The sequence below is a fragment of the Filifactor sp. genome (assembly GCF_057248345.1).
In genome coordinates this window covers 1-11,402 of the sequence record NZ_DBHIIC010000044.1, presented here as the reverse complement: position 1 = coordinate 11,402, position 11,402 = coordinate 1, and the positions used below count along the sequence as shown (strand labels likewise).

Sequence of the window (11,402 nt, the reverse complement as noted above, 5' to 3'; positions counted from 1 at the left end):
CATCTGACGCTACGGGATTCATTTCAATTGAACCCAAAGCACCTAAGTCATTCATATAAACGGTATCATCAGAATCTTTTTTGATAAAGAAAGCCAAGTCGCCTTCCTGTCCTATCATAAAAAAATCCGGCTCCCATTCTTCTATCTCATAGGTCGTATTTCTTTCCACCAAATCTGCCTTTGCATATAACATAATCCCGCTATTTTCTATGACAAATTCTCCTGTCTCTCCCAGTTCTGATAAAAACTTATCATACAACTTAGGCAGTTCAAAATTCATCTGATTACTCATTTCAAACTCCTTCTTTCGTGTTCAGTCTTTTTAAAAAATACGATGAATAACTGTTCTCCGGTTTTTCTCTCCCTTAGCTTTCATGTGTGACATAAAATGCCTGTTTTTCTAAATTAAAATAAACAACCATCAGTTCATCTGTTAATTCCGGATTGAAACTTAAATCCATAATAAAAGCTTGCTGATTTGTTTTAGTATCAACGATACTTCCAAATCGTATCATTTGTAGAGAATCCACCATTTCTGTGAAGGTCAACATATCGACATCACTCGAAGGAAACAGTTCCAATATCGTATCCGAATCCATTTCATCTCTATGAAATTCCATAAAATAAGCAACAGTACCATAGTATTCATTTTCTTCATCCGACAGTACCTTTTTCAAAAAATCTTTTGCTACTTCTACTAAGACATCCACTTCATCTATCGTAGAAGCTACAATATTCATCGCTTCATCATTGACAGTTAATTCTTCTTCAACATCAAAGTAAAAAGAACCACCAAATTCCTCCGGTGCCAAAAAAATTTCTTCCCCTTTTTCATATTCAATCCTTGGATAATGATTACTCTTTAAATACATCCCAGTCTCCTAACTTTTATCTCATATCGTCCGTATACTCAAAACTGAAGTTATACACAAAAAACTCGGATATCATCCAATGATTCCGAGCTGTTCCTACATATCTTGAAGCTGACCTGGTCTTTTCCCCCACACTCGCCTGCTGGGAGGTTCGCTTGAGTTTGTCGCACTACTACCCCTCTCGATTATAATCGGCAGGTCTTACTTCTAGGACGCACTATGCTCACCGTAACCATTTTTGGTCGGCTTACGTGGATCCTTTCGCCTGCGTCTGGCTTGGACTTTCAACCACAGACCTTCAAGACTGTTATAGTTTACCAAAAGGATGCTCTTTCAGCAACAAAAACACTATTTTTCCCTAAATTTTTTCAAATTGAGCAACATCCAATACAAAAACAGTCGCTCCTCCGACAGTCACTTCCAACGGTACAGAGATATGACCTGCCATCGGATAAAAATCTGCCATTGTTCCCGGGATAATGCTCTTTCTTGTTTGGCAATTTCTTTCTATAATCTCTAACACTTCAGAAACTTTTTCATCATCTACCCCAATTAAAGCCGTATGGTTTTCACTTCTCAAAAAACCACCTGTTGTATTCAATGTGGTAATGAAAAATCCGTTCTTTATCAAATCTTTTGACAAATGTCCGGTATCATCCTTATTTATAATCGCAACAATCAATTTCATAACTGTACCCTCTCTTTCTTGTCTCTATCTGTCTTTAGAAATAACCTGTCCAAAAACATTTTCTGATAAACAATTCTATTGACTTGTTTATAGTTCCATTTTATCATATTTTTCAAAAAATAACGAATCTTTTTAAACCAAACAGATAGAAATTCCCTCTTATAGACAGCATGCAAAGAAAGGAGGTTCCCGTGGAATCCAATGATATCATAACAAAATTCCGAAAAGGCGATGAAAATGCATTTCAGCAACTGGTTGAATGCTATCAACAAAAAGCTTTTCGTATCGCCGTACTCATTGTACAAGATGATTTTCTTGCAAATGATATCGTGCAAGAAACATTCTTGAAGGTATATCTCAATCGAGATCAATTAAAGAACCCTTCTCATTTTTCTTCTTGGTTTTATCGAATTTTGACAAGAACAGCTTGGGAATTATCCAAAAAGCAACTGCCTCTTTGTAAAGAGGAGACTGTTTTTCAAACCATATCTTCTCCGGAAGATGCAGAACAGGATATTCTTCAAAAAGAAGTTCGTCAACAAATTCAACAGGCACTTCGCACACTCCCTTATCATCAACGAACTGCAATTGTGCTGTACTACTACGAGGGAATGAGTGTCAAGGAAATTGCTCAAGCAACCGGAAGTATGCAAGGAACAGTACAATCCAGACTCTTCCTTGCACGCAAAAAGCTAAGACTAATCTTAGAATCCATTTTAAAAAAGGAGGAAAGATGATGAAAAAAGAAAACTCTTTTGATAACTTACTGGTACAAACTCTGCAAGAGATTACAAAGGACAAAGAACCGCACCTCATCTATGAAGGTGTCCAACAAAAACTGCAACAAGAAAGGAAAGTGGCGATGAAAACAACATCAAAAAAACGAATCGGTATTGCAACTGTCTGTTGCTTCTTACTACTTGGGTTAACAGGATTTGCCATCGGAAAAGTTACAGGATATTTTGGTTCCTCTCATTTTATGTCGCATCAACTGCCGACTGAACAAGAATTGCAAAAAGAATTAGGAAGTGTTCCGACACTTGTTGAGAATTTCTCCAACGGATACACTTTCGATTCTTACTATCGAGGAGATACGAGTCAAGTGGATGACAACAACACTCCCATTGAAACAGTCCCTATGATAGACCTTGGTTATATTGACAAAAATCAAAATAGAAACGGTATTTCATTGACGATCCAACCACAGTGGAAACAAGAAGAACCATCGGAGGCGGACAAAACGGAAATAGTAAATGGAATCCAAATCAATATCTATGAAATAGAAAACAAATTTGTTCCGCCGAACTATGAACCGACAGAAGAAGAAATCAAATTGCAAGAACAAGGATTGCTAAACCTTGCGTTCGGCAGTGACACCATTGAAGAAAATCATTCCACATTGCTCACATGGCAAAAAGATAATCTGTCCTATTCTTTGTTATATACAGGACATGGAGAAGTTGACGCCGATGAACTTTTAGACATGGCAAAAGAAACCATAGAAAAATAAAAATTTGATGTCACAAACTACAAAAAAAGACACTTGCGCACTATTTATTTTGTACGTAAGCGTCTTTTTTTCGACCGGTATATTATTCCTTAATCATATTATTTTCTTCCCTATCTATTCTAATCAAAATAATGAATTTTCGGTATTCTCAGACGGTTCCGGCAATGTCTTTTTCGTCCCTCCGTCTACTTGGGGTTTTGATGGAGTTTTTGTCTGATTGTTGTTCTCCACAGGAGGTGCCTCTTCCGTAGACAATCCGGTCAAATCCTGATCCTCAGGCGATAATTCTTCTTCTTGATTCTCGGACGAATAAGAAGACGGTTCCGTCCCTTCCTTGAAAAACTCCTCATAGCCTTGATTTGATAGCAATCCGGATGTGTGTGATACTTGTGCTGAAACAACATTACTTGGTTTATCAAACGGTTTGTCCTCTAATCCTTCATGAACGTCATCCATCACTTTCTTCCACAATCTTGCCGCCATAGGACTGCTGTCAGGCAGTTCTCTCGGTTTATCTGAACCAATCCACAATCCTGCAGTATAATACGGTGTCATTCCTACAAACCACACATCCTTTTTATCAGAAGTTGTTCCGGTCTTACCTGCAGTGGTCATATTACTCAATCTTGCAGCCAATCCTGTTCCTCTCGGTTGTCTGCTATTAACTACTCCATATAGCATATTCTGAAGAATGTATGCATTTGACGCGCTCATTACATTTCTTGTTTTCGCCTTGCTCTCTAAAATGATGTTTCCTCGTGAATCTTCTATTCTTGTAAAGAAAACCGGTTTGGTATAGACTCCTGCATTAGAAATTGCAGAATAAGCTGCAGTAAGCTCCAATGGACTAATTCCATAAGTCATTCCACCTAAAGCAAGAGACAGGTTCTCATCATTTCGTTTTGGATCTTGATCTCTTGTTACAACCGTTGTAACTCCAAAATCTTCCAAACTTTCAACCATTTCACGAATGGATGCTTGTTTACTTCCCGGAATTATATTAGAAGCCACTTCTACTGCACCGACATTGGAAGAACGTATCAATAAATTACGTAGCGTAGTTCTTCCCATGTATCCTGTAGAGTTCTTCGGCCACATTTTTTTCAATGTTTTGTCGTAACGTGGAGAATCGTTAAAAATTGTTGCGGCAGTCATTCCATTTTCAAGCGCAGGAGCATAAACTGCTATCGGTTTAATTGCAGATCCCGGTTGTCGAGGATTGATTGCACGATTGTAAATAGATGCACCACCAATCCCTCTTCCACCAACCAAAGCTCGAACTTCTCCGGTCCCTTGTTTCATAATTACCATAGAAACTTGAGGTTGAATAATTCCCTCAGAATCTATATAGGATCTTGGATAATTTTCAGGATTGTTGACAACCTTCTCTAATTTTCGTTGCACATCCAAATTTAAAGTAGAGTAGATACGAAGACCACCTTGGGTAAATTTTTGTTCAGCTTCTTCTTGAGTAAATCCATCTTCTACAAGTGCACGAATGACCTCATCCTTTAAAATATCAGTAAAATAACTGGAAATTCCTTGTTCTTTTCGTTTTCCAATTTTAATCTGAATATTTTCTGCTTCTGCTGCATTTTTTTGTTCCTCTGTGATATATCCAAGCTCTAACATTTTTTTCAATACAACACTTTGTCTTTTTTTTGCATTAGGATTCAACACTGCCTTACGCAGATAATAATCACCTTGTTTTAATTGAACCAACATAAACCGATCAATTTTTCCAAGTCCGTATGCTTGGTGATAGTATGATAACTCCTGTTCTGTCGGAACATACTTATCGTTGGTATTTAAAATCGTTAACAATTGTAGTTTGGCAATATCATCTCCCTGCTCTATCTCTTCTATAGAGTACGGCGAATAGTATGTCGGACGTCTTGGCACTCCGGCAAGCATTGCACATTCTCCCAATGTCAAGTCAGATACATTTTTGTTGAAGAACGTACGAGCAGCTGCCTGGATTCCTTTTGTATTTCTACTGAAATCCGCTACATTTAAATACGCAAGCAAAATATCGTCTTTCCCCAATTGTTTCTCAATTTCTATCGCATAATATGCATCTTGAATTTTTCTCTTAAATGATTTTTCGGAAGTGGTATACAGGTTTTTTGATAATTGCATCGTAATCGTAGATGCTCCCTGTCCTAAGCTTCTTGTTGTAATATTATGAAGCATCGCTCCTCCGATACGTTTCAAATCCAACCCCTTATGCTCATAAAAGCGTTCATCCTCTATTGCTACAATGGCATTTTTCATATCATTTGGAATTTCATCCAAAGAAATAATTTCACGATACCCCTTTTGGTTAGATACTTTTTCAAGCAAACGTCCCGAGTAATCATATACAAAGGTACTGTCGTTCAACATATCGTGTATATTTGCCGGATCTATTTCTGTAGATGTATTAATCACATATAATACAGTAAAAATCCCGATAGCTGTACACAATAATATCCCGGTAAACAATACTGTAAAAATCAAGTTGAATACCTTAAGTTTTCTTTTTCTTTTTTTGACAGGCTTTTCTGATGAATAATTTGACATTAATACCCCCCTTTACATGAAACTATTATATCACACTTTAGATTCTCGTAAATAAAAAAAACATTATCTCATCATACTGTAATAATGAGGTAATGTTTTTTTATTCCTTCATGATTTCGTATCTATACTATTTTTTGGAACGTTTCCCTATGTCACAGTTATTTTCTTACAGCTGCGATAATAGTTTGCTCTTTCGCAAGAACATTTTTTGCATAGGCTGTTCTGTAATTTCCACGAGCAACATTTCCAACACCTACATTGTAAGCTGTCAAAGCAATTACTTCGTTTCCACCATATTTTTTAAGATCGTATGCCAATTCTCTTGTTCCATAAATGATATTCTTTTCAATATCATAAATCTCACTTCTGCTCAATCCACAATATGCTTGATGTAATTGCATCAATCCATGACATGGACCTGTCTTTGTGTATGGTTGATAAGTACTTTCTTTCCACATAACAGCCATAATCAAACTACTTCTTACATTGTATTTCTTCGCAGCTTTTTCTACAGATGCTACAATCAACTCTCGTTGTTGCGCACTTAATCCTGGATTCTTCTTTGCAATAAATCTAAGATACGCTTTGTTGTTCACTACAACTTTCTTTGTTGCTACTGTTTTTTTGCTTTCTGCCTTCTTAGATACAGTTTCTGCATTGTCTGTAACTTCTTGAGCAGTCTGTTCTGTAATTTCTGTTTCAACGAATGTTTTAGATTCATAAAAATCTAGTGGTAACTTTTCATTTGTAAACTCTACTTTGTCTTCTACCTTATTTTCTGTCTTATTCTCTACGTTGTTTACTACTTTGTCTTCTGCTTTATTTTCTACTTTGTCTTCTGTTTTGTTTTCTACTTCTGTAACAGTCTCTTTGTTTGCTAAAGTCGAAGCCTCTTCCATGACATTATCTTCTGCCCAAGCTACTTGAAACATTGAAAAAACAATGAGACAAAAGATAATCAGTGAATATTTCTTCATAGCTATTACTCCTTTTCGTAAATAATTTTTTTTGATTATAGCCAATAGATTTTTATATTTCAAGCCAAACCATAAAAACTAGTTACAAAAAAGTTACATTTTGAACAGTGAATGTATTTGAATTAGATTGATTGATTATAATGTGGAAAAAATGTAAAAAAAACTTCCTCTAAAAAATATAATTGCATGAATTTACAGAATAATAAATGTTTTATTTGACGGTTTTTTATGAAAAATATTGCTCTTTATCTTGATTTTTCAATATTTTTTATTCTCACTTTTTATTAAAATGGTGTTTTTCGCTCGCATACAACAACTGTATATTTTTCCGTTTTTACAGAATCCTCTTATCCTTCTTTTAAATCGTTTCAAAAAATCATATATTTATAAAGAAACAAGTTTGCACAACTTGACAGACCATTCTTTATTGTTCTCAAAAAAAGAGGATATGTTACTATCCTCTTTTTTATTGCAAGTTCTATTTCAATACCTATTGATACAATAAATATTGTTTTCTTTCTAACTTAAATTGATTCAATTCCTGTTGATAACTCTGAACAATTTCTTCCCCGCTTTTCTTTTGTAGCAACATTTTACCCATTTCATCCGAGCCGAACAGTTTTTCGAACATAGGGATTGTTTTTCCTGTTTGTCTTGGAATTGATAGATTAGCTTGTTGATTTGCAATTGCAAGTGCATACATTCCTGTTTTCGCCGGATTAAAGGTACGATAGTCGGTAATGATTACATTGACTCCTCCACGATTTCCTATCTGTTTTGCCTCAAAATACACTCCCGGCAAATTGGAAGTATTCAATTCTTGTGCAAAGCCCTTAGAATCTATGTTTTTACCTCCTACCCAATGAAATTTATTTGCTTGTCCAAGTCCTGTTCCTTCTCCCATTCCTGTCGCCATATAAAGGAATGCAGATTCAATATCAGGAATATTTGGAGAAGTCATAACAAAAGGAAGTCCCGTATCTTGCCAAACCATAGACCGACGATAGCCCTTCATTGGAATGACTGTGATATTTGCATGAATTTTACGATTAAAAAAGTTTGCCAACTCTCCACAAGTCATACCGTGTGCCAACGGCAAATTATCCACTCCGACAAAGGTCAAATATTTATCTTTTGCAATGTGTCCTTCTACAATGGTTCCACCAAGTGGATTCGGTCTATCCAGTACAATAAGAGGGATGTTGTATTTTGCACAAGCCCTCATGACATAATTTAAGGTTGACATATAAGTATATGTTCTGGATCCGATGTCCTGCATATCAAATATCATAACATCAATTCCCTGTAACATTTTAAGGGAAGGTTCTCGTGTGCTTCCATACAAACTATATACCGGTATTCCAAGGGTTCGATCTTGATAGGAACTGACATACTTTCCGGCAGCTGCTTTTCCATCCAACCCATGCTCAGGAGAGTAAGCTGCAACCAATGTTGTATATGAAGTTTGCGATAATCTTTCTACCGTTCGAACTCCCTTAGAATCCACACCTGTTTGGTTGGTTACTATTCCAACTTTCTTTCCTTCAATCAAATGTCGGTATTCTGTAAACAATCTCTCATTTCCCAAGATGACCTTTTGATTTGATGGAACCTGTACCGGTTTTGTTATCTGTGTATTCTCAGAACGAAGCAGCATATCTAAATCCTGAAAAACAGAAGTTAATGAAGAGTCTGCAAATGCAATATTTGTAAACAATACCATCCACATCATTATGACGCATCCAAATTTTTTCATAGTACTCACCTTTCTATTTTCCGTTTGAAATAAAGATTGTTTCATTATCTTCTACACCAAATTCTAAAATCTAAATTGTTCCTCTTTTGAACATCAACAGAAAAAGTTACTACATATCGGTCATTTCTTCTCAAATCTGTCATTCCGTTATCATTCAAAACAACACCAACAAATTCGCTGCCGGTTTATGAACCTCTCATTTCAAGAAAGGTTCTGTATTAAAATTACTGAAACCCAACTGTTGACTTTTATTTTATAACTTCATTATATCCTAAAACTACTGTTTTTCATTTACAAAAGAATTACATTGTAATATCAAAACTGTATTATTTTATACAACCGATTTTTGCTCCAGTCTGTCTTATTTCATTATCTGACAAAAAATGATTTTCTTTATATAGCTCTTCAGATAGCTTCCTTATTCTTCACCATCATATCATTTTTTGAAAGATTAAATCATCTATATAAATTTTTTCTTACATTATATATACTGATACTGAACCAACCATTTTTTTCAAAACAAACAAAACGAACTGTATAAACCGAAAACGCAGATGATAAACTAAGTTTAAACCTGTTACGAATAGATACAAACTAAATATGATATTGTATTACGAACATATTTCAAATTGATAAAATCAGTTGACACAAGTTTTATTTCAAAGTATACTATTGTTGTAGTGATTTAATACAATTATACAATGCTGTTGAAGGAGGTGTACCTATGGCATGGGAATTTCATTCAAATAGTCCCATTTATACACAAGTGATTACAGAACTCAAAAAGCAAATCGTAGTAGGCTCTCTTAAGCCGGGCGAAAAAATCCCCTCTGTAAGAGACTTGGCAAAAAACGCGGGAGTCAATCCCAATACAGTTCAAAGAGCAGTATCCGAATTAGAAAGAGAGCAACTTCTATTCGCACAACGCACTTCCGGTCGATTCGTCACAAATGATATTTCTTTGATAGAAGAGAAAAGAAAAGAAATGGCACTTGAGATGATTACGGAGTTTATCAATTCAATGCAAGCAATCGGATATTCGAAAGAAGAATTACAAAAATTTATTTCTCAATATTATGAGCAAAAATAAATTCTTAGGTAAACAGAAGTCTACTCAAATTCTATCCTAATAAAATCATAAGGAGGTATTGTATGCAAACAAATGATAATCTATTGGAATTTGTCAATGTGACAAAAAATTTTTCAAATAAAACAGCTTTAGACAATGTATCTTTCGCAATACAACCGGGAAGAATCATCGGTCTACTGGGACCGAACGGAAGTGGAAAATCTACTTCCATTAAAATGATGAACGGTTTGTTGCAACCTGATTCCGGACAAGTGTTAATCAAAGGGAATCCACCAAGTATTGAAAGTAAAAAAATTATTTCCTATTTACCGGAACGAACTTATTTGAACGATTGGATGAAGGTTTCTCAAATCCTCTCTTTCTTCGAAGATTTCTATGAAGATTTCGATATGAATCGTGCCAAAGAAATGCTGAATAACTTAAATATTGACGAAAATGTAAAACTGAAAACATTGTCAAAGGGAACCAAAGAAAAAGTACAACTTATTTTGGTGATGTCTCGAAAAGCAGAATTGTATATCTTGGATGAGCCAATCGGCGGAGTCGATCCTGCTGCAAGAGATTACATTTTATCCACCATTATCCAAAACTATTCTGAAACTTCCTCTATCTTGATTTCAACTCATTTGATTCAAGATGTTGAAAAAATTTTAGACGATGTTATTTTAATTAACAATGGTCAAATCTACATGACCGGTTCTGTAGACGATATCCGTAGCGAAAACGGACTTTCGATTGACAATCTATTTAGGGAGGTATTCCGATGCTAACAAAACTTATTTCTTATGAACTCAAATCTGTAGCCCGACTTTTTCTTCCTATCTATGGCCTGATTTTAGCTGTGTCTACTATTTTGGGACTCTATCTTCATAATTTAATTTTGATTGAGTGGACTTCGGGTGTAGGTGGAAATTTGTTCTTTGCGCTACTGATTGCAATTTTAGTTTCTCTTTATGTCGCACTGTATGTCATCACCATAATGATGATTATCAAACGATTTAATTCAAACTTACTTGGAGATGAAGGATATTTAATGATGACACTTCCGGTCTCCGTTGAAACGATTTTACATTCTAAATGGATTTCTGCAATGGTATGGTTTATTGCAAGTGCTATCGTATCTACAATCAGTTTCTTTCTTGTAGTGTTATTATCATCAGAGATTGGATTTGCGGACTTAATGAAGATTGCTCATGATATTTCACACTTGCTACAGGAAGTTCCTGTCACTACCATACTTCTTGTAGTTGCAAATCTTTTCTTCGGGTTTTTATTTTTCTTATTTTTGGTATACTCTTGTATGTCAGTTGCCCACTTAGCACCATTTTCAAAACACAAAACAATTTGGGCAATTGTGTTCTATATTGTGGTGAGCAATGTATCCGGAGTTCTTCAAATAAAGATTTCCAATAATTGGTCATCTACTTTAACGACAACTTTCATTGATACCATTCAAGCGCTTAATCATGTTTTTCAAGTTCAATTGCTGTTTGATGTCATTGGATTGGCAGCTTGTTTCCTTATCACTCAACACATTCTAACAAAAAAATTAAATCTAAATTAGATTTTCAGCAATATTACACATATACAAAAGTTATCACCGAGGTCGTCTTTTCAAACAAAAATAAGATGACCTCGGTTTCATAACAAAATACTGCTACACTCTAATAAGATTGATTTATAAAATTTTTCATCACAAATCGCTTATCTATCGAAATCTCTCTTATCGCAATATTCAAAAATGTAATCTATAGATGTTTTGATTTCAGATAAGCATTTGAATATCGTAAAGAAAATGCTTGTTTCTAAACAGACTGTTTGTTTTCTATCCCTTCGGATAGGATACTCCAACATACTTTATAAAAGCATAAAGTATGAGAACACATAAAAAACGGTTAATTGTAAAATGAAAATGAACTAAAAAAATTCCATAGAAAATCACATTTG

Annotated in this window: 11 protein-coding genes; 5 read left to right on the top strand and 6 right to left on the bottom strand. The window is 35.0% G+C overall.

The window, feature by feature from the left end:
• The 3 genes from ACO5GE_RS06920 to ACO5GE_RS06910 all read right to left on the bottom strand — a co-directional run.
• The coding region (locus ACO5GE_RS06920) for a hypothetical protein (protein ID WP_484830190.1) at positions 1–292 on the bottom strand (292 nt) is incomplete at its 3' end.
• 73 nt (positions 293–365) lie between these two features.
• Complete coding sequence (locus tag ACO5GE_RS06915; protein ID WP_484830189.1) at positions 366–872, bottom strand: DUF2004 domain-containing protein; 507 nt, start codon at positions 870–872, stop codon at positions 366–368.
• 358 nt (positions 873–1,230) lie between these two features.
• Positions 1,231–1,560 (bottom strand): cyclic-di-AMP receptor, encoded by a 330-nt coding sequence (locus tag ACO5GE_RS06910; RefSeq protein ID WP_484830188.1) that lies wholly within the window; start codon positions 1,558–1,560, stop codon positions 1,231–1,233.
• 191 nt (positions 1,561–1,751) lie between these two features.
• Between ACO5GE_RS06910 and ACO5GE_RS06905 the strand changes: the two genes are divergently transcribed.
• The gene (locus ACO5GE_RS06905; protein ID WP_484830187.1) at positions 1,752–2,297 is read left to right on the top strand and encodes an RNA polymerase sigma factor; all 546 of its coding nucleotides are present in this window, start codon (positions 1,752–1,754) and stop codon (positions 2,295–2,297) included.
• Complete coding sequence (locus ACO5GE_RS06900) at positions 2,297–3,070, top strand: hypothetical protein (RefSeq protein WP_484830186.1); 774 nt, start codon at positions 2,297–2,299, stop codon at positions 3,068–3,070. The genes ACO5GE_RS06905 and ACO5GE_RS06900 overlap by 1 nt, the downstream gene beginning before the upstream one ends.
• Positions 3,071–3,193: 123 nt before the next feature.
• Here the strand turns inward: ACO5GE_RS06900 and ACO5GE_RS06895 are convergent, their stop codons facing one another.
• The 3 genes from ACO5GE_RS06895 to ACO5GE_RS06885 all read right to left on the bottom strand — a co-directional run bounded on the left by ACO5GE_RS06895 (position 3,194) and on the right by ACO5GE_RS06885 (position 8,365).
• Complete coding sequence (locus tag ACO5GE_RS06895) at positions 3,194–5,632, bottom strand: transglycosylase domain-containing protein (RefSeq protein WP_484830185.1); 2,439 nt, start codon at positions 5,630–5,632, stop codon at positions 3,194–3,196.
• Between the two features lie 158 nt (positions 5,633–5,790).
• Positions 5,791–6,609, bottom strand: coding sequence for a lytic transglycosylase domain-containing protein (locus ACO5GE_RS06890; RefSeq protein ID WP_484830184.1), 819 nt, complete (start codon positions 6,607–6,609; stop codon positions 5,791–5,793).
• Positions 6,610–7,099: 490 nt separating this feature from the next.
• Positions 7,100–8,365, bottom strand: coding sequence for a DUF1343 domain-containing protein (locus ACO5GE_RS06885; protein ID WP_484830183.1), 1,266 nt, complete (start codon positions 8,363–8,365; stop codon positions 7,100–7,102).
• Positions 8,366–9,089: 724 nt separating this feature from the next.
• Between ACO5GE_RS06885 and ACO5GE_RS06880 the strand changes: the two genes are divergently transcribed.
• The 3 genes from ACO5GE_RS06880 (at position 9,090) to ACO5GE_RS06870 (ending at position 11,019) form a co-directional block, all read left to right on the top strand.
• Positions 9,090–9,455 (top strand): GntR family transcriptional regulator, encoded by a 366-nt coding sequence (locus ACO5GE_RS06880; RefSeq protein WP_484830182.1) that lies wholly within the window; start codon positions 9,090–9,092, stop codon positions 9,453–9,455.
• Between the two features lie 62 nt (positions 9,456–9,517).
• Positions 9,518–10,225 (top strand): ABC transporter ATP-binding protein, encoded by a 708-nt coding sequence (locus tag ACO5GE_RS06875; RefSeq protein ID WP_484830181.1) that lies wholly within the window; start codon positions 9,518–9,520, stop codon positions 10,223–10,225.
• A complete protein-coding gene (locus tag ACO5GE_RS06870; protein ID WP_484830180.1) occupies positions 10,219–11,019 on the top strand; it encodes a hypothetical protein in 801 nt (266 codons plus the stop codon). Before ACO5GE_RS06875 ends, ACO5GE_RS06870 begins: the two co-directional genes overlap by 7 nt.
• The last annotated feature ends 383 nt before the right edge of the window (positions 11,020–11,402 follow it).

What these genes read in the sequence shown, in the direction of transcription:
- ACO5GE_RS06915 (WP_484830189.1), bottom strand. Translation starts at nt 872, where the DNA reads ATGTATTTAAAGAGTAATCATTATCCAAGGATTGAATATGAAAAAGGG.
- ACO5GE_RS06880 (WP_484830182.1), top strand. Translation starts at nt 9,090, where the DNA reads ATGGCATGGGAATTTCATTCAAATAGTCCCATTTATACACAAGTGATT.
- ACO5GE_RS06890 (WP_484830184.1), bottom strand. Translation starts at nt 6,609, where the DNA reads ATGAAGAAATATTCACTGATTATCTTTTGTCTCATTGTTTTTTCAATG.
- ACO5GE_RS06875 (WP_484830181.1), top strand. Translation starts at nt 9,518, where the DNA reads ATGCAAACAAATGATAATCTATTGGAATTTGTCAATGTGACAAAAAAT.
- ACO5GE_RS06895 (WP_484830185.1), bottom strand. Translation starts at nt 5,632, where the DNA reads ATGTCAAATTATTCATCAGAAAAGCCTGTCAAAAAAAGAAAAAGAAAA.
- ACO5GE_RS06900 (WP_484830186.1), top strand. Translation starts at nt 2,297, where the DNA reads ATGAAAAAAGAAAACTCTTTTGATAACTTACTGGTACAAACTCTGCAA.
- ACO5GE_RS06910 (WP_484830188.1), bottom strand. Translation starts at nt 1,560, where the DNA reads ATGAAATTGATTGTTGCGATTATAAATAAGGATGATACCGGACATTTG.
- ACO5GE_RS06870 (WP_484830180.1), top strand. Translation starts at nt 10,219, where the DNA reads ATGCTAACAAAACTTATTTCTTATGAACTCAAATCTGTAGCCCGACTT.
- ACO5GE_RS06885 (WP_484830183.1), bottom strand. Translation starts at nt 8,365, where the DNA reads ATGAAAAAATTTGGATGCGTCATAATGATGTGGATGGTATTGTTTACA.